At 50.9% G+C, this 17,558-nt stretch carries 17 protein-coding genes; 13 read left to right on the forward strand and 4 right to left on the reverse strand.

Annotated features, from left to right (window positions below; translation table 11 throughout):
- Positions 1-4 precede the first annotated feature (4 nt).
- The 7 genes from ACYU87_RS10810 (at position 5) to ACYU87_RS10840 (ending at position 8,563) form a co-directional block, all read left to right on the forward strand.
- Positions 5-514, forward strand: a complete 510-nt coding sequence (locus tag ACYU87_RS10810; RefSeq protein WP_461134077.1) for a GNAT family N-acetyltransferase — start codon at positions 5-7, stop codon at positions 512-514.
- A gap of 178 nt (positions 515-692) precedes the next feature.
- Positions 693-1,310: a DUF4159 domain-containing protein gene (locus tag ACYU87_RS10815; RefSeq protein ID WP_461134078.1), complete on the forward strand. Its 618-nt coding sequence runs from the start codon at positions 693-695 to the stop codon at positions 1,308-1,310.
- An 88-nt stretch (positions 1,311-1,398) separates the two neighbouring features.
- Positions 1,399-2,385, forward strand: a complete 987-nt coding sequence (locus ACYU87_RS10820; RefSeq protein ID WP_461134079.1) for an AAA family ATPase — start codon at positions 1,399-1,401, stop codon at positions 2,383-2,385.
- Positions 2,386-2,603: 218 nt separating this feature from the next.
- Positions 2,604-3,455 carry a DUF58 domain-containing protein gene (locus tag ACYU87_RS10825; RefSeq protein ID WP_461134080.1) on the forward strand — a complete coding sequence of 284 codons (852 nt, stop codon included), beginning with the start codon at positions 2,604-2,606 and terminating at the stop codon, positions 3,453-3,455.
- Between the two features lie 38 nt (positions 3,456-3,493).
- Positions 3,494-4,687 carry a BatA domain-containing protein gene (locus ACYU87_RS10830; RefSeq protein WP_461134081.1) on the forward strand — a complete coding sequence of 398 codons (1,194 nt, stop codon included), beginning with the start codon at positions 3,494-3,496 and terminating at the stop codon, positions 4,685-4,687.
- The gene (locus tag ACYU87_RS10835) at positions 4,684-6,894 is read left to right on the forward strand and encodes a hypothetical protein (protein ID WP_461134082.1); all 2,211 of its coding nucleotides are present in this window, start codon (positions 4,684-4,686) and stop codon (positions 6,892-6,894) included. The genes ACYU87_RS10830 and ACYU87_RS10835 overlap by 4 nt, the downstream gene beginning before the upstream one ends.
- A 25-nt stretch (positions 6,895-6,919) precedes the next feature.
- A complete protein-coding gene (locus tag ACYU87_RS10840) occupies positions 6,920-8,563 on the forward strand; it encodes a hypothetical protein (protein WP_461134083.1) in 1,644 nt (547 codons plus the stop codon).
- Between the two features lie 185 nt (positions 8,564-8,748).
- On the opposite strand, the gene ACYU87_RS10845 is transcribed toward ACYU87_RS10840, so the two are convergent.
- From ACYU87_RS10845 to ACYU87_RS10855, 3 genes are all read right to left on the reverse strand, one after another.
- Positions 8,749-9,087, reverse strand: a complete 339-nt coding sequence (locus ACYU87_RS10845; protein WP_461134084.1) for a hypothetical protein — start codon at positions 9,085-9,087, stop codon at positions 8,749-8,751.
- 4 nt (positions 9,088-9,091) lie between these two features.
- Positions 9,092-9,643 (reverse strand): RNA polymerase sigma factor, encoded by a 552-nt coding sequence (locus tag ACYU87_RS10850; RefSeq protein ID WP_461134370.1) that lies wholly within the window; start codon positions 9,641-9,643, stop codon positions 9,092-9,094.
- Between the two features lie 77 nt (positions 9,644-9,720).
- Complete coding sequence (locus ACYU87_RS10855) at positions 9,721-9,978, reverse strand: hypothetical protein (protein ID WP_461134085.1); 258 nt, start codon at positions 9,976-9,978, stop codon at positions 9,721-9,723.
- Between the two features lie 129 nt (positions 9,979-10,107).
- Here ACYU87_RS10855 and ACYU87_RS10860 point away from each other — a divergent pair, with 129 nt between their 5' ends.
- The 6 genes from ACYU87_RS10860 (at position 10,108) to ACYU87_RS10885 (ending at position 15,079) form a co-directional block, all read left to right on the forward strand.
- A complete protein-coding gene (locus ACYU87_RS10860; RefSeq protein WP_461134086.1) occupies positions 10,108-11,208 on the forward strand; it encodes a carboxylate-amine ligase in 1,101 nt (366 codons plus the stop codon).
- 49 nt (positions 11,209-11,257) lie between these two features.
- The gene (locus tag ACYU87_RS10865) at positions 11,258-12,100 is read left to right on the forward strand and encodes a type 1 glutamine amidotransferase (RefSeq protein ID WP_461134087.1); all 843 of its coding nucleotides are present in this window, start codon (positions 11,258-11,260) and stop codon (positions 12,098-12,100) included.
- A gap of 76 nt (positions 12,101-12,176) precedes the next feature.
- Positions 12,177-13,373 (forward strand): hypothetical protein, encoded by a 1,197-nt coding sequence (locus ACYU87_RS10870; RefSeq protein ID WP_461134088.1) that lies wholly within the window; start codon positions 12,177-12,179, stop codon positions 13,371-13,373.
- A 100-nt stretch (positions 13,374-13,473) separates the two neighbouring features.
- Positions 13,474-14,262 (forward strand): glucose 1-dehydrogenase, encoded by a 789-nt coding sequence (locus ACYU87_RS10875; RefSeq protein WP_461134089.1) that lies wholly within the window; start codon positions 13,474-13,476, stop codon positions 14,260-14,262.
- A gap of 9 nt (positions 14,263-14,271) precedes the next feature.
- Positions 14,272-14,781 carry a DinB family protein gene (locus ACYU87_RS10880; RefSeq protein WP_461134090.1) on the forward strand — a complete coding sequence of 170 codons (510 nt, stop codon included), beginning with the start codon at positions 14,272-14,274 and terminating at the stop codon, positions 14,779-14,781.
- 106 nt (positions 14,782-14,887) lie between these two features.
- On the forward strand, positions 14,888-15,079 hold the full coding sequence (locus tag ACYU87_RS10885) for a hypothetical protein (protein WP_461134091.1): 192 nt from the start codon (positions 14,888-14,890) through the stop codon (positions 15,077-15,079).
- Between the two features lie 70 nt (positions 15,080-15,149).
- On the opposite strand, the gene ACYU87_RS10890 is transcribed toward ACYU87_RS10885, so the two are convergent.
- Positions 15,150-17,432 carry an OmpA family protein gene (locus ACYU87_RS10890; RefSeq protein ID WP_461134092.1) on the reverse strand — a complete coding sequence of 761 codons (2,283 nt, stop codon included), beginning with the start codon at positions 17,430-17,432 and terminating at the stop codon, positions 15,150-15,152.
- Between the last annotated feature and the right edge of the window lie 126 nt (positions 17,433-17,558).

Consider the following 17,558-nt stretch of genomic DNA (forward strand, 5'->3'; position numbering starts at 1 on the left):
CCAGATGATTATAATCACCGAAGCTACTGAACAGGACTTGCCCGTCATTCAGGCTATTGCTTACCGGACCTGGCCTGCCACGTTTGGGGAAATTCTGTCGCCTGCTCAGATTGACTACATGCTGAACATGATGTATAGTCTCGATTCGCTTACGGCGCAGATCAGGGACAAGAAGCATGTTTTTTTATTGGCTCAGGAGTCAGAAAGCCAAGCGTATCTAGGCTTTATCTCGTATGAGTTTGATTACAAGGATCAGGCAAAAACCAAAATCCACAAGATATACCTGCTGCCAGCCAGCCAGGGGAAAGGCGTTGGTCGACTACTAATTGATAAAGTAGCTACGCTGGCGACCGAACGGGCTAATGCGAGTCTGTCGTTGAACGTGAATAAATACAACAAAGCCATTCAGTTTTACAAACGAATGGGTTTTTCTACTATAGATAGTGAGACAATCGATATTGGTGCAGGTTTTCTAATGGAGGATCATATCATGGAAAAACCATTGAACACCTAGTAAAATAACGGCAAAAGGGCTATTTTTAAGCATAAAATGTGTCTCTATGACTGTTTTTCAATATTCATTAAAGAAACTCTAAAATGAATATAACTGTAACCAGTAATAATAACATCAACGGCCGATCCAACAGCCATTGCGGCTTAGGCCGGTTTAATTTCTTTCTCAACAAACGCGCTTGAAACCTTTTTTCTTCACTCGTATTCAATACACCTCCGGCGATTGGGATACTGACCAGCGAATGCCGTCGAACCTGATGCATTCATTGGTGGAGTACACGACGTTGCCCGTTGACCAGAAGGAAAAAGTGGTCCAATTGAGTAGCCCCGATCTGTTCAAAAGCCCGTTCTGTTACTTGAGTGGTCATAAATTAGTTGAGTTTTCGACTCAGGAACGCGACCACTTCAAACGATATGTACAGAATGGCGGCTTCGTTTTTGTCGACGACTGTAACCACGATCTGGACGGTTTATTCGCCAAATCGTTCGAGCAGGAAATGAGTCGTACGTTTGGTCCTAAAGCCCTGCAGAAAATTCCGAACAATCACCCGATCTACACCTGTTTTTTCAAGTTTGAGGAGGGTCCTCCAACCACCTCGTTCGAATTGAACGGCTGGGGCGATGACCTTGTGCATGATTACCTCAAAGCCATCACGATCAACGGCCGGATCGGGGTATTATACAGCAACAAAGATTATGGCTGCGAATGGGATTATGATTTCCGAAACAAACGGTTTCTGGCCGAAGACAATACCAAGTTTGGCGTCAATATCGTCACCTACGCGCTGACGGCATAAAGCAAGATATACGGTGTATGGACAATCACGGTATGCCCTAATTCCTGCCAATTCACATTCCTCTTCATACAACCTGACAGACAGAAAATTGGATTCAACAACAGACTTAACGCATTACAAAGCACTGGTAGCCAAGCTGCCTCTGCTACGAAACGAGATCGGGAAAGTTATTATAGGCCAGCAGGAAGCGATTAACGAAGTCCTTATTTCGTTGCTGGCGGGTGGCCATTGCCTGCTGGAAGGCGTACCCGGCCTGGCTAAAACGCTGATGGTTAAGACCATGTCTGATGCCTTGGCGATGCGATTCAAACGAATTCAGTTTACGCCCGATCTCATGCCCGGCGACATTGTTGGAACGGAAATCCTGGAAGACGACCATGAAACGGGCCACAAAGTCTTCGTTTTCAACCGGGGGCCCCTATTCGCCAATGTTGTACTTGCCGATGAGATCAACCGGACTCCGCCTAAAACGCAGGCTGCCATGCTCGAAGCCATGCAGGAGTACAAGGTCACGTATGGCGGCAATGACTACGAATTACCCAAGCCATTCCTGATCATTGCGACGCAGAACCCAATCGAGCAGGCTGGCACGTACCCGCTGCCGGAAGCCCAGCTAGACCGTTTTCTGTTGTACATCAAACTTAGTTATCCGTCAGAGCGGGAAGAGCTTGATGTGTTGAAAAGTACCACGGGCACCTCACGTCCGAAACTGCAGACCATTCTTTCTGACCAGGATATCATTCAATTACAGAAACTTACCCGCGAAGTACACATCAGCGACGAACTGATTGAGTACATCAATCGGCTGGTGCGGGCTTCCCGCCCCGTCGATTCTCCGTCGGCCTTCGTGAAGCAATGGGGCGAATGGGGCGCAGGTCCACGGGCCGGACAAGCCCTGGTCTTATGTGCCAAAGCCCGTGCTGTACTGCACGAACGTTTCTCGGTTATTCCCGATGATATTCAGGCACTCGCCTACCCCATCCTACGCCATCGCATTGCCCTGAACTTCCGCGCGGAAGCCGAAGGCATCACAACGGATCAGGTGATCAAGGAGTTACTGACGGTTATTAACTAGTTTACGGTTTGTGGATTGTGGTTGTGTCTCCGTGGGCCGTGTCCTTACGGCCCACCTTTTCCGGCAGAGTCAATCTGATAGACCCGTACGAATGGTTCGTGAGGACACGAACCACGGAAACGTTTACAAACGTGTAAATAGCCAACAAGGACACGGCCCACGGGGGTACAACCGTACATCCCGGCGAGGAACCGAACAGACCATAAACCGGTAGATACATGCTCATCACCGAACTCATAAAATTGAACAACCTGCAACTAGCCAGCAAACTGGTTAGTGATGAGTTGTTGCTGGGTATTCAAACCAGTCGACGGTCGGGCATCGGAACCGAATTCGAGCAGTTTCGGCATTACAGCCCCGGCGATGATCCAAAGCGCATTGACTGGAAACTCTTCGCCAAAACGGGGCATTATCTGGTTCGGGAATCAGCGACGGAAAGCAATCAGCAGGTCCGGTTACTGATCGACTTGTCGGGTTCCATGAATTACACGGAAGCGAATGTCAGTCGGTTACAGTATGCCCGCATTCTGTTGGCTTCGCTGGCGTATCTGAGCAATCGCCAGGGCGACCAATTGAGTCTGTATGCGCTGCAACAGGGCCGTGTTCAGACGCTGGTCCCCCCCGGCAAACAGGCATTCCAGAAAATTGTGGCCATCCTCGAAGCAACACCTGCGTTGGGGGCCTGGGAAAACCGTAATCCATCCGTCCCCGACTTCGGGCGTAAACAGGCCGAAGTACTGATCATCGCATCAGACTTTTTGCAGGTCGATGAGGAGTGGGTAAACTTGATTCAGGGAGTAGCCGGGCCACGTCGGGAAATCGTTATTTTTCAGATACTGGGCGATGAAGAAATCAATTTTTCCATGAACGGTTTCTACCGGTTTCAGGATCTGGAAACGGGCAAAGAAATCGAATTACAGGCCGACGCTATTCGAGATATTGTTCGGGAACGGGCAACAGCTTACCTGACGAAACTAGAAGAAAGTTTACGCATGCCGCATGTCCGCCTAATTCGCGTTCGCCTGAGTGACCCCATTGCCCTTGTTTTAAAGCAGTTCTTACTGAGTTGACATACCGTTGACCCAAACCCGTAAACCCGATACCCTACATGCCGTTTGTTGAGCCATTTTTACTGTGGGGTGCGCTAGCCGTAGCGATTCCGGTGGCTATTCACTTCTGGCACCAGAAGCAGGGAAAACCCTTGCCCTGGGCCGCGACGCAATGGCTTATTGACAAGCAGCAGCAACAAAGCCGCGGGCTCCGACTCGACAACCTGCTGCTGCTCATTTGCCGGTGTTTACTGCTGTTGCTGCTGGCCGTTTTACTGGCTCAACCCATTCTTTCCTGGTTCACGAAGCCGCCCGTTATTCAGAAGCTTCACCTGGTTCAGCCCAGCCTGGCCGTTGCGGAAAACTTTAAATTTGAACTGACGGACGCACAAAGGAAGAAGGAACGAGTTGTGTGGGCCGACGAGCGGCTGAGCAGTATCGACGAAAAATCGTCTGGCGCTCAAAAATCGGTGGTAGTTAATCCATTGCAGTTGCAAACGGCCCTGGCTAAGCTCGACACAAAAAACACCGAACTTCACCTATACATCGCCAACAATCAGGCACTGGCCAGCTTGCCAGCCATCACCGTACCCGCGCGCTTTCAACTTCATTCGGTCATTGACTCGGTGAGCCAACCCCGCCACTACCTGGCTGGCAAAAACGGCAGAAAGTTATTTATTGATCGGACGGGTAAACTAACCAGCGTTCCCTCCCTTGACCCAACGCTGAAATTCCGGTTTGCTCCCGCCAATTCAGGACCGATTTTCACCTTGCTTACTTACCGGAATGAACGGGAACGGCAAACCGTTAAGGCCGCTCTCAACGCCCTGACGGACGTTTACGCTCTTGACCTTGTCGTTGACGAATCGCCACAACCAAACCGCTCCTATGCCTGGATACTTACCGATCAGCCGCCGGTAAAGCCATCGCCACAAACCTTCTATATTGTCTCCGGGGCTGAAACGTCAGCAGGTAGTACAAACGTAGTCTTTACGAATGCCTTACTGACGCCACAAACATCGGATCGGGCAGCCACGGGGCAATTACCCGAATGGCTCGGGGCTCAATTAATGCATCAGTATGGCCTTGTTTCCAGCCAAAAACCCTTGAGTCAACCGGATCTAACGTCTCTTTTTATTCCGTCAACCAAACCTACAGCCGCGCAACAGGCAGGTCTTCAGGACACGCTTCTGCTGCTTTTCGTTAGTTTATTACTTGTTGAACGCTGGCTTGCTTTGACCAAAAACGCATGAACGAATTGAAACGCCTTGTCTCGTCGGTCACGTACCAACTGTACGCCAACGCTCTGCTACGCTGTGTGTTGTTAGCCATTTCGGCCTATCTGCTCACAGCTACGTTTGCCGGGCCAACCGTCTGGTCGTTGCTGCTGGGTATAGCTGGTTTTGGCCTGGGAGCCGTATTGAGTAAACTGTATCAGGACAAGAAACCGCAGGCGATTCGACTCATCCACCAAACGGTCGGCGATGTCGAATACAGCTTGCCCCTCTTAACGAAACCTCAGCTAAACCTGGCTGAACAACTCCAGCTCGACCGCCTGAACACACACGTACAAACGGTTCGAGTACCCATTGTGGTACTGGCCAAGGCGGGTCAATATGGCCTGTTTCTGGTTGCTGCGCTGGCCGTTTACATCGGGTATCCTTTACTGAAAAATGATCCGGCCCATAATTCCCAAAAACAGGGTTTACTAGCCGCGTTCACGCCCGATAGCAAACCGATTGCACCAACATTTGAATCTGCGAGTCTGCGCATTCAGCCGCCAGCTTACACCCGGCTTCCGGAAATCAACTCGTCAACGCTGAACGCGTCGGGTGTTGTGGGCACTAGTCTGACCTGGACATTGCGGTTCAGCACAACCAATCAGGTGTCAGTGAGGCTCGTGAATAACCAGGGAAAGGAGCTTATGTTCCGGAAATCCGGTGATGCCTATACGTATCAGGATAAGTTGATTAACTCCGGTTTGTACGCCATCAAGGCCTACTGGCGTACCAATCAGCAGAAAGATTCGGTTATCTACCAATCGGACTTTTACCGGCTCGAAGCCCGCCCTGATCTGGCTCCCAAAATTGAGCCAAACTCGAAAGAACTGTACAGCTTTCATACCATCAAAGACCCGAAGACTCTGACAATCGGCGCCCGGATTTCGGATGATTTTTCGGTTTCGAAGACGTTTCTTGTCGCCACTGTAGCCCGGGGTTCGGGTGAGAACGTTAAGTTCAGGGAAGTGCGGCTGCCGCTGAGTCAGGCGAATTTCAAGGATGCCAGGCTCACCAAAACGCTGGATCTCAACGAACTGAAATTTACGCCGGGCGACGAGCTGTACTATTACTGGGCGGCCTTCGATAACCGCCAGCCAGAACCGAATTTCACCAAATCGGATACGTATTTTCTGGTTTACAAAGACACAACCGAAGTGGAGGAAAGTGAGCTGGCCACGATGGTGGTTAACATTATGCCTGAGTACTTCAGAAGCCAGCGGCAAATTATCATCGACACAGAAAAGCTGATAGCGACCCGAAAGAAAACGACGGTGAAGACAAGCCATGCGTTTAAAAGTCAATCGAACGAGATTGGCTTCGACCAGAAAGTGCTTCGGTTGCGGTACGGCCAGTTTCTGGGCGAAGAATTCGAAACCTCGGCCGGGGGTGGCCATATCGAACCTACCGATGAAGACGGCGACCCGCTCAAAGGGTTTGTTCATGACCACGATAAGGGCGAGGAACATGCCGAGGCTCATCATGAAGAAGAACACCATCATGACCACGGCAGCCCGGCAGCCCAGGCCACTGATAATCAGGATCCGGTAGCCGCCCTGATGGAGCAGTACGTTCACTCGCACGACAACGCCGAAACGAACACCTTCCACGAGCAATCGACCCGGTCGCTGTTAAAGATGGCGCTGGAAAACATGTGGCAGTCCGAATTGCACTTACGGTTATACGAGCCCGAAAAAGCGCTGCCGTTTGAACAGGAAGCCCTTAAGTACCTGAAAATGTCGCAGCAAAAAGCCCGGTCTTATGTCAGGAAAAGCGGCTTCGACCCACCCCAGACGAAGGAAAAAGAAACCCGGCTAACGGGCGAAATGAAGAATGTAACGACGGTCTTTAACCAGGAGCGTACCTACAGCCAGCAGCGAATTGAGTTATTGGTTGCCGAAGCGCTCGGGTATCTGGATATACCCAAACTCAGCGCCCGGCAACGACAGACGGTCCAGCAGCTTGGCAATGCGCTGGCGAATGGCGTCGTAAACAGCGGCCTTCAGAACTGGTCCATGCTGGCCTCGCTGCAAAAACTGGCCGGAGGGAAAACGCTCACCCCCGTCGAGAAAACGCAGTTGAAAACAAAATTATACAGCCTGGTGGGCGCGTCGGAGCGGACGGGACCGGCCTATACCAGCGACCGCGCGCTGCAACAGGCTTTCTGGCGACACATTAATTAGTCCGGCAGACGATCTGCTTATTCGAATGCAAACAAGTATCAATTGGACTAGCCCGATTAATTGGTTTATCGCCCTGGCGCTGCTGATCCTGCTGGTGGGTCAACTTTGGATGATTCACCGGAATCAATCACTGTCCAGTAGCCGGAAATGGATCAAAACCGGCCTGAACGTCACCCTATGGCTGATGATGGTGGCTTACTTCTGGCAATTTCACTGGCTGACGCAACGTCCTTCCAGTCATGCGTTGTTGATCGGTGATGAAGTGCCATCGGCAGTTGCCCGTCAGGTTAAAGACAGTTTGCACATCCAGGATAGCTTTACCAGCCGGAACCTGACAGATGAGTATGATTCCGTAACGCTGGTCGGCCAGCGTTTCCCCGTCGAAACCCTGACGGAACTCAGCCATTCGTCCATCAACTGGGTACCCTACACCGCACCGGATCAACTGGAAAGTCTTCATTGGAAAGGCATCGTTCGTCAGGGAGAAATCCAACGAATTACCGGGCGGGTGAACGCTTCGGAAAAGCAGCTGCTGCGCCTTCGCTTTGGCAATCGGACGCTGGATAGTGTTTCGGTACACGCGGGAGACAATGCGTTTTCGCTCCAGTTTCCGGCGTTTGTTCGGGGTCGCAGCCAGGCTGAACTAATCCTGGGCAGCACTACCCTCGACACAATCCGTTTTTTCGCCCGGCCAACGGAGCCATTGAAGGTGCAATTTCTGCTCGACAGTCCTGATTTTGAAAGCAATACACTGGCTGGCTGGCTAGGGAAGCAGGGGCATACGGTACAGGTCGTAACAACACTTTCGACCCGTATCAACAGTACGGTAAACATTAATAAAGCCGGCACATCTGTCGATAGAACAACGCCGGATCTACTGATCACCGACCCCGCCAACGCGGCCAATACGACGGTGAAGAAGGTACTCGCGGCAGGGAAAGCGGTGTTGTTCATTAACCTGACCAACCCGGAAAGCGATTGCCGGACCATCAATCAGGCACTAGGTAGCAAATGGCAGGTCAGGAAGGTGTCGAGTGAACCCGTCGTTCCGGTTGGTAATGGCGTCAGTGCGCTCCCCTATCGTTTTACGGATAATCTGAATCAGTTTTCCGTGACGGGCTATCCGGTAGCGGTTCAGCGCAAACTCGCCGGACGGATTGGTGCCAGCCTGTTAAGCGAAACGTTTCCGTTATCGCTCAGTGGCGATAGCGTAACCTACACCCGGCTTTGGACCGCGGTACTGGCGCGGTTGTCGCCCTCCGACAAGAACACGATTCAGGTAGATGCCCCGCTCTACAGCGGCCTGCAACAGGAAATTCTGATCAACAACGCGGGCAGCCTGCCGTCCGTACTGCTCGTTGGTCAGGATACAGTATCGCTCGTAAAATCGCCCCTCAACGAACACTCGGCTTCGGGCTCGTCTTTGTTCAGACAGGCTGGCTGGCAGTCCATTCAGGATTCGTTGGCACTGTATGTGGATGCCCGTACCAAAGCCGGTCCACTGGCTGACCGGCAACTCATTCGGCGATTCATATCCGCGCATGCGTCATACCAAACAACAGGCGACTCACCAGCCCGTACATCGACCGCACAAGTGCCAAACTGGGTATGGCTGCTGTTGATTGTCAGTTGCTTTACCGCACTCTGGATTGAGCCAAAAGTGCTGTAAATGGTTATTTTGAACTTGTTTGAAGGTATAGGGATGTTCTATTCGGGCAGATTTCGCCAGGTAGCGCGTTATGCCGAACTTGTTTCGGCATCATTATGTCTCCTAAAAGGCAAGTTGGAGGTGCCGGAACAAGTTCGGCATGACGCGCCGGGGAACTACGTTTGCAAGTGCAAACAGATTCTCGATCAATTCGGCGCGTCGGGCCGATCGTTACAGCGTCTTTTCCACTCCCGTCTAAACTTGCTCCGGTCGTCATCGCTCATCTGTCGCCATCGGCTACGCCAGGATGATGGTCCCTCGCCATTGCCGTAGCGGGCACCCGGTGGGCCAAATTTAAATCCGCCAAACAGGATTCGGGACAGCAGCAGCAACCCGGCGGCCTGCCACAGAGTAACCGGCTTAACGGGCACAACGGCTACCAGCACCGTGTTCCAAAGCCAGAATACGACGTACGATACGGCCAGCAACGCAAGCAGTATAGCCAGCGGTATGAAGAGTCGGAACCGTCGGTGAGAAGTTTTCATAAGCTTATAAGTTATCGAGTTCGTCGTATAGGCGTTGCAGCCGTTTCCGAAGGTGCTGAACGGCGTATCGTTTTCGGGAGATGATGGTTTTCAGATTGTCGCCCGTTTGATCCGCAATTTCCTGCAAGGTTCGGTCTTCCAGCTCATTCTGCACAAACACGGTGCGCTGATTGTCGGGCAACTCGTCCAGCGCTTTCATCAGTTCCTCCCAGAACAGGTCTTTAAAAAACTGGTCTTCGGGTGTTTGGGCATCGGCCAGCAGAATCTCCCGAAACTGAAAAGCATCGTCCTCTCCCTCGCCCATCAGGTCAGACAGCGAGTCTTCCTTTTTCTTTCGATAGGCGTCCGTAATTCGGTTCCTGGCTACCTGAAAAAGCCAGCCACTCATGCTCTCGATGCCATCAAGATCGACCACTTTGGTTAACTGATACCAGACATCCTGTAAAATATCTTCGGCGTCTTCGTCAGATCTCACCTGCCCACGAATAAACCGTGACAGTCGGTTTCCGTACTGCTTAACTGTCTCGAGTATATTCCGTCTGGGCGTTTCAGCCATTTTGCAAGCCTGACTATAAAAAATCGGAATGAGTCGAACAGCCTGTGCGTCAGCCCAACTCATTCCGACCTTTTGGGCTAGCTATTGGCGCGTTTATCTAACTCCTGCAACACATCGGCCAAGGTACGAAACCGATTGGCATCGCCAATGAAACCCAATCCTGTCATAATTAGTGCAAAGCCCCCGGTACTTACCCAAAACCAGGGATCGGTATTGGTTTCACGAAGTTTCGACCCATGCAGGAGCACCGCCAGTCCACTCCCCAGAAGCATCGCCCCACCTCCCCCAAACAGCCAATATTTCGTAATCAGCTTCTTTTCGCGTTGACTTCTCATGATGTACGTGTCTAAATGCAATTATTTAGAGAAAACCATTGACACCGCATCAGGTTTACAAAAAAAATGTATCTTATCCCATTGTTTCAGCTTTTGTGCTAGCCAACCTGATACTAACCTATACTAACGATGCCCGTTTTCACCCTTGGAATTGAAGAAGAGTTTCAAACGATTGACCCCAGTACCGGCGAGTTGCGTTCGCACATGTCGAAGATTGTTGACGGTGGCCAGATTGTCCTTCATGAGCGCGTAAAGGCCGAAATGCACCAGGCGGTTGTTGAGGTGGGCACGAATATTTGCCGAAATATTCAGGAAGCGCGTCAGGAAGTGACGTATCTGCGGCAAATGATTATCGAACTGGCCGAGAAACAGAACCTTAAGATTGCCGCTGCCGGTACGCACCCGTTTTCGGACTGGCAGGAGCAGTTGATTACGCCCAACGAACGGTACGATCGACTCATCGAAGAGCTGCGCGACGTGGCCCGTTCCAACTTAATTTTTGGTTTGCACGTTCACGTTGGTATCGAAAGCCGGAACGAAGGCATCCAGATCATGAACGCTGTCCGGTACTTTCTACCCCACATCTACGCCCTGTCAACGAACTCCCCTTTCTGGCGAGGACGCAACACCGGGTTTAAGTCGTACCGCTCAAAAGTGTTCGATAAGTTTCCCCGAACCGGTATTCCTGACTACTTCTCATCGGCCGCGGAGTATGACGAATATATTGAGCTACTGGTCAAGACAGGTTGCATCGACAACGGCAAGAAAATCTGGTGGGATATCCGGCTGCACCCGTTCTTTGACACCATTGAGTTTCGTATCTGCGACGTTCCGATGCGGGTTGATGAAACCATTTGTCTGGCCGCTATCATGCAGGCGCTGGTTGCCAAAATTGACAAGCTTCACAAGCAGAATCTCAACTTCCGGCCCTATCGCCGAATCCTGATCAACGAAAACAAATGGCGGGCCGCTCGCTACGGTATTGAAGGAAAACTGATCGACTTTGGCAAACAGGAAGAAGTTCCGACGCATCACCTGATTCACGAATTGCTAACGTTTATCGACGATGTTATGGACGAGCTTGGTAGCCGCGAAGAATGTGAATACGTTCTGAAAATCCTGGAAATGGGTACGGGTGCCGACCGCCAACTGGCCGTTTTCCAGCAAACCAACGACCTGAAGCAAGTGGTAAATTACATTGTCGAAGAAACTTCTTTCGGCATCAGGTAGTTCTTTTCCGAGGCATCACTGGTTAATAGTTAGCCGTAATACACAGTTTATGAGCTTAGTAAAGATTGCTGTTCTAGATATGAATAACAACCATGCCAATGAGGGCATGCGTTGTATTTTGCATACCATTCGAAACGTACAGGGGAGTAACCAACTGACGGACCTGAACACCGAGTTGGAATTTGACGTGTATGACGTCCGGGCAAATAACGAAATTCCTGACCTAACCTATGACGTATATATCTCGTCAGGTGGACCGGGAAGTCCAATGGCCTCGTCGGATGCGTGGGAAGCAAGCTACTTTTCGCTGATCGACCAGATCTTCGAGTGGAATCGGACTAATGAACGGAAGAAGTTTGTTTTCCTGATCTGTCATTCGTTTCAGCTGGTGGTTCGTCACCTCGGGCTGGGCCTGTTGAGTCGGCGAAAATCGACGTCGTTTGGTATTTTTCCGGTGCATAAAACCGAAGAGGGCGACTCGGAAGAGTTACTCGAAGGATTACCGGATCCGTTCTTCGCCGTCGACTCCCGCGATTACCAGATCACCGAACCCGACGCCGAGCAAATGATCAAACTGGGTGCGGAGATTTTGTGTCTTGAAAAGATCAGACCTCACGTTTTGCTCGACCGGGCTGTGATGTCGATGCGTTTCTCGCCTGAAATTATTGGTACCCAGTTCCACCCCGAGGCCGATAATGAGGGCATGCTTCGCTACTTTATGCAGCCTGAAAAACGAAACCACATCGTGTCTAATTTCGGGCAGGAAAAGTACGATGACATGGTAGCTTATTTGCAGGATCCCGACAAGATTGCCCTAACGGCATCCGTCATTTTACCGGGCTTTCTGCAACAGGCCATCCGAACTTTATCGCCGGAGCTTATCCTGGAATAGCGTTATAGATGGGCGCGCACCAGCGTACGCTCGCGCCCATCTACATTTATTGCCTTCTTTCCCAATCCCTACATGTATGATTAAAGCCGCCCGACAAGCCTATAATCAAGCCTTCAGCCCGGAGAGTTACCGGGCTTTTTTGGATAAAATTGATACCGATTTTCCTGGCCAGATGGATTTTCGTGTGGCAGAAACACCTGTTTTCATCCCGAAAGTACTGACGGATAAATTAGTGGCCGCGTGCAACGATATTATCGCCGTTATAACCCGCAAAGATTTTAAAGCGCTGACCGATAAGGCTATTCCGGCGGAGCAACGGGTTCCGAACGAAGACGAGCATACGCAGTTCATGGCCATCGACTTTGCCGTTTGCCATGACGCCAATGGGGAGCTAACCCCGCAGTTAATCGAGCTACAGGGCTTCCCATCGTTGTATGCCTTTCAGGCGTTCCTGGCTAGCACGTTTCGCGAACGATATCCTATTCCGGCTAATCTTTCTCATCTCTTTACAGTTGACAATAACGCTGATTACATCGAACAGCTCCGCCAAATGATTGTGGGCGACTGCCAACCGGAAGAGGTAATTCTGCTGGAAATTTATCCCGAAAAGCAAAAGACCCGCATCGACTTTATTCTGACGGAGAAATACCTGGGCGTAGCGCCCGTTTGCCTGACCAAAATCAGAAAAGAGGGTAAAGCGTTGTACTACGAGAAAGACGGGCGGCAGATTCGCATTAAGCGAATTTATAACCGATTGATTTTCGATGACTTACAAAATTTCCCGGATCTACGCAGCGATTTTCACCTTACCGACGATGTAGACGTTGAGTGGATTGGTCACCCGAACTGGTTCTTCCGCATCAGTAAATACACGCTGCCCCTGCTCAAGAGTCCTTATGTGCCAGCCAGCTATTACTTATCCGACCTGAGCAGTTACCCGGCTGATCTGGAGAATTACGTCCTGAAACCGTTGTTCTCCTTTGCGGGTAGTGGGGTTAAGCTGGCGATTACCGCTGCCGATCTCGATGCCATTCCGGCTCACCAGCGGGACGGGTATTTACTTCAGCGAAAGGTCAAATATGAACCCGTCATCCAATCGCCCGACGGACTGGTCAAATGCGAAATCCGGATGTTATTTATCTGGCCCAAAAATGATGCAAAACCGACCTTGATTACGAATCTCAGCCGTTTGAGTCGGGGCGAAATGATTGGCGTCAACTTCAACAAAAATAAGGATTGGGTAGGCGGAACTGTGTGCTTTTTTGAGCAATAACCCGTTCAGCGTACAGACCGTACATAATTCGACGGGAGCGCAGCTGCCTATTTTGCGATCGTAACGAATTATCTGCGATCTTTCTTTTACTCCCTCCTCTATGGAAACCCAGCAGATTACCGGGGCGGAAAAAGCCATTTTTGACCTTACCGGCAAAGTAGCCCTTATTACGGGGGCCAGCAAAGGCATTGGCGAGGACATAGCCCGTGTATTCGCCCGCTTCGGGGCCAGCGTAATCATTAGCAGCCGTAAACAGGATGCCTGTGATGCGCTTGCCAATGACATTAAGGCCCAGGGGGGCAACGCGACAGGCATAGCCGCCCATGTAGGCGATATGGCTCAGCTTCAGCAGCTGGTCAGTAAGAGCATCGACACGTACGGCGGCCTTGATATCCTGGTCAATAATGCGGCCTCCAATCCGGTCTTCGGCCCTTCGCTCGACTGCGACGGCGGGGCGTTTGACAAGATCATGCAGGCCAACGTGAAAGCCCCCTTCGAGCTGAGCAAATTATGTTATCCAAGCATGAAAGCCCGTGGCGGAGGCAGTATCATTATGATCAGCAGTATTGCCGGCCATACGCCCGATCCTGGTCTGGGCATCTACAGCGTCAGCAAAGCGTCACTCAATATGCTGACCAAAGTCCTGGCCAAGGAATGGGGTGTCGATGGCATTCGAGTCAACGCGATTTGCCCCGGCCTGATCAAAACCAAATTCAGCCAGGCACTTTGGCAGGACGAAAAAGTGCTCGATCACTTCACGACTCGTTTGCCCATCGCTCGCATGGGCACAACGCATGAAATAAGTCCGCTGGCGCTGTTTCTGGCGTCGAATGCTTCGTCGTATAGCACGGGTAGTTTGTTCTACGCGGACGGTGGTACCGTAATTTAATGCATCGTTATGTCTTTGGAAACACGCGAAGTTTGGCTGCGGGGTCCCCTAGCCGACATACCTCCCCTAGTGCAACCGGTTGCGCATGCACTGATGCAGGCTCAGGAAGAAGTGACCACGCTGATGCGCGATTTTCCGCCATCGCTCCTGTGGGAACGACCGGCGGGTGTAGCCTCCGTTGGCTTTCATCTACAGCACCTGACGGGTGTGCTCGATCGGCTTTTCACCTATGCCCGCAACGAAGCCCTGTCGGCCGAGCAGCTAACCGCTCTGGCATCTGAAGGGAAAGCCGATCAAACTACGTCATCCGTTCAGGACTTAGTAAGCCAATTCGGCAAACAGGTCGATCGGGCACTGGCTCAACTGCGCAGTACAGATGAAAAAACGCTTACGGATGGCCGGGGTGTGGGACGGACACAGATCCCCTCCACAGTTATTGGGTTATTGACGCATGCCGCCGAGCATACCATGCGGCATGTTGGGCAACTATCGGTAACGGTTCGGGTAATAACAGTTTAACCTTTTTTTAAGTTATCATTCATCGGCGTTTAACAAAACCAACCGACCTTTCGAGCGACAAGTCCACCACGGTGGTGGGTTATCACCTTAAACCATTCCAAATCATATGAAAAAGTCCATTCTGGCTGCCTGCATAGTAGCCGCCCTTTGTGTAAACACGGTGTTTGCCAGCGCGCCTTCGCAAGACAAACCAGCGAGCAAAACGACAACCACCACAACGGTAAAGAAATCGACCCCGAGCAAGGTGTCGACAACAACCAAAACGATGCACAAAAAGCACGTTAAGACTTCAGAATAGAGAGCCTACAGCCTAAAAAAAATACCCTGCCAGGCAGGGTATTTTTTTTAGGCTGTATCTACGGGTTCTTTTACTGAACAGCTACAATTTTGAACTCTGTACGACGATTTTGCTGATGTTCGCCTTCCGAGCAGTTGACCCCATCAACACAGCCATTCACAATCTCCGATTCGCCATAACCGCGTGCCATTAACCGATTAGCCGCAATGCCGCGCGATACCAAATAATCCATGGCCGCTCTGGCCCTGTTTTCCGATAGCCGGATATTGTAGGTATCCGTTGCGCGGGAGTCCGTATGGGAGCGCAGTTCGATCTGCATTTTAGGGTATTCTCTAAGAATAGACACGACATGATCCAGCTCACGAGCCGCATCCGCACGAATAAAGAACTTGTTCAGGTCGTAATAAATGCTTTTCAATTCGAACACATCCCCAACGCCGTATAAGCCAAGCGAATCGGTAACCACGTTACTTTTACGCTTCAATTTACTGTATTGGGCTTTTTTCGTGGCGTAGCGATCTTTCTGGGCCGTAATGGTATACGGTGCACCGGGCTTCATATCAAACTCATAGCCTCCGTCGGCCCCAGTCGTAACGGTTTGCTCTGACTTGTCTTTGTCATTCCGCAACGTCACTTTTACCCCGGTTGCGGGTTGCTGATTTACTTCCGTTTTAACCACCCCTTTCACGACCGTGTTCTCTGATTTCTCCAGGTAGATCGACACATTCAGAACAGGCTTCGGCGACTGCGTAAGGGTTGAGAAACGAACGCTGTTCATGGCGTACCCCTCTTTTATAGCTCTGAACTCATACTCCGTATTCGAATCCACACACAGATCGACCCGGCCTTTTACATTCGTGATTCGAAGCTCCTGGTTAACCCCATTTCGAAGGATGCGAACGTCCGCGTTATCGAGAAGCGTACTTGTTTTGGCGTCATATACCAAAATATTCAGTTGCTTGCAGGTGCGCCGGAATGAGTAAATGTCATCATCGCTGATTCCCTTCTTTCGGTTGCTGCTGAAGTAGCCCGTTGTCCGGCCCTTGTCGGTTATAAATCCAAAATCGTCCTTCTCCGAATTAATCGGCGCACCGGCGTTCTGAACCCCTCTGTAGGCGACCCCATCTTTAAGTTCAGCAACAAAAACGTCCAGCCCCCCCAGCCCTTCGTGGCCATCGGAAGAAAAATAAAGGTTATCACCCTCGGCGGCATACGGAAACATTTCATTTCCTTCGGTATTGATCTCCTTGCCCATGTTAACGGGCGTTCCCCATTGGCCGTTGTCAAACTCGACTACGTAAATATCGGTGCCCCCGTATCCGCCCGGCATATCCGATGCGAAGTACATCTTCGTATTGTCGGCTGAAAACGCAGGATGACCAACCGAGTAGTCATTGTTGTTAAAAGGTAAATCCTGAATGTCGCCCCATTTGCCGTTCCGGTTCACGGCCGAATACAATTTCAGCTTTCGTACACCGTCGGCGCTTTTACCCGACTTCCCCTTGCTGGAATTATTTCGGGTAAAAACAATGAAGTTCTGATCTTTGGTGAATGTCATCGGCCCCTCGTGGTATTTTGTATTTAGGGTCCGGCTAAACAGTTCCGCTTTCGTCAGGGGCGCATTTTCCGCGGCTGCGTCGGCTCCCGGTGTGTTACTGTCGCTCCCCCCGCCTAGTACTGCCGAACTGGGCAAACGGCCCGCATCTGAACCCGGAACGCGCAGTTGGTTGGTGTCAGGATGAAAATAGAGGTCCAGGAAAGGCGTCTGGTTCCAGTTAAATACGCGCTTTACCGGGCCCGATTCATCACGAGCCGATACAAACACCAGACCATTTTTGTAATACATTGGGCTGAAATCAGCCTGACGGGAGTTGATGGGCAAACTCGAAATCCGGTAAGACGACGAATCCTGGTAGAACCGGCTCATGTCCATATAGGAGACCGTGAACCGCCGGCCCCGCAAATCTTCTTTTTGCTTCTCCCCATATTGGCTATATATCTTCTGTGACTCCCGGTATTTTCCGTTCTGAGCCAGCGACTGGGCATAATACAGGTAAATCTCGCTGTCGAGGTCCGTGTTTGTCTTTACCAGTTCGCTATAAACGCGCTCGGCATTTCGTGTATCTTCCAGTTTCCGATAGCAGTAACCGAGCTTGATCATGGCGTCCCGCGCTTCGGCTGGGTCTTTCTTTTTATCCGTTCGCAGGAAATCCTCGTACGCCCTTACTGCGCTGACATAGCTAAGATTCTCAAATTGCTTGTTTGCCGCTCGTAGTCGCGCACTTTGTGCCTGAGCAGTCAGGCTCCAGAAGGCCAGCCCTGCCAGCAGCAGGACACGTACAATTCGGTTCATGGATATCAATGAGTAAATACTATTGGGAGCTTTCCGGAAATTAATCAAATAGAGTGCCAATTTTTCCAATTGTGGATTCGGTTACCTGTAAACGCCAGGCAATTTACTTATTTCACACCTAATTAA

It is taken from the genome of Spirosoma lituiforme (assembly GCF_054776635.1).

Bases quoted from the DNA above. Each gene is read 5' to 3' on its own strand.
- ACYU87_RS10810 (WP_461134077.1), top strand. From the start codon at position 5: ATGATTATAATCACCGAAGCTACTGAACAGGACTTGCCCGTCATTCAG.
- ACYU87_RS10825 (WP_461134080.1), top strand. From the start codon at position 2,604: ATGCTCATCACCGAACTCATAAAATTGAACAACCTGCAACTAGCCAGC.
- ACYU87_RS10830 (WP_461134081.1), top strand. From the start codon at position 3,494: ATGCCGTTTGTTGAGCCATTTTTACTGTGGGGTGCGCTAGCCGTAGCG.
- ACYU87_RS10835 (WP_461134082.1), top strand. From the start codon at position 4,684: ATGAACGAATTGAAACGCCTTGTCTCGTCGGTCACGTACCAACTGTAC.
- ACYU87_RS10840 (WP_461134083.1), top strand. From the start codon at position 6,920: ATGCAAACAAGTATCAATTGGACTAGCCCGATTAATTGGTTTATCGCC.
- ACYU87_RS10845 (WP_461134084.1), bottom strand. From the start codon at position 9,087: ATGAAAACTTCTCACCGACGGTTCCGACTCTTCATACCGCTGGCTATA.
- ACYU87_RS10850 (WP_461134370.1), bottom strand. From the start codon at position 9,643: ATGGCTGAAACGCCCAGACGGAATATACTCGAGACAGTTAAGCAGTAC.
- ACYU87_RS10855 (WP_461134085.1), bottom strand. From the start codon at position 9,978: ATGAGAAGTCAACGCGAAAAGAAGCTGATTACGAAATATTGGCTGTTT.
- ACYU87_RS10860 (WP_461134086.1), top strand. From the start codon at position 10,108: ATGCCCGTTTTCACCCTTGGAATTGAAGAAGAGTTTCAAACGATTGAC.
- ACYU87_RS10865 (WP_461134087.1), top strand. From the start codon at position 11,258: ATGAGCTTAGTAAAGATTGCTGTTCTAGATATGAATAACAACCATGCC.
- ACYU87_RS10870 (WP_461134088.1), top strand. From the start codon at position 12,177: ATGATTAAAGCCGCCCGACAAGCCTATAATCAAGCCTTCAGCCCGGAG.
- ACYU87_RS10875 (WP_461134089.1), top strand. From the start codon at position 13,474: ATGGAAACCCAGCAGATTACCGGGGCGGAAAAAGCCATTTTTGACCTT.
- ACYU87_RS10880 (WP_461134090.1), top strand. From the start codon at position 14,272: ATGTCTTTGGAAACACGCGAAGTTTGGCTGCGGGGTCCCCTAGCCGAC.
- ACYU87_RS10885 (WP_461134091.1), top strand. From the start codon at position 14,888: ATGAAAAAGTCCATTCTGGCTGCCTGCATAGTAGCCGCCCTTTGTGTA.
- ACYU87_RS10890 (WP_461134092.1), bottom strand. From the start codon at position 17,432: ATGAACCGAATTGTACGTGTCCTGCTGCTGGCAGGGCTGGCCTTCTGG.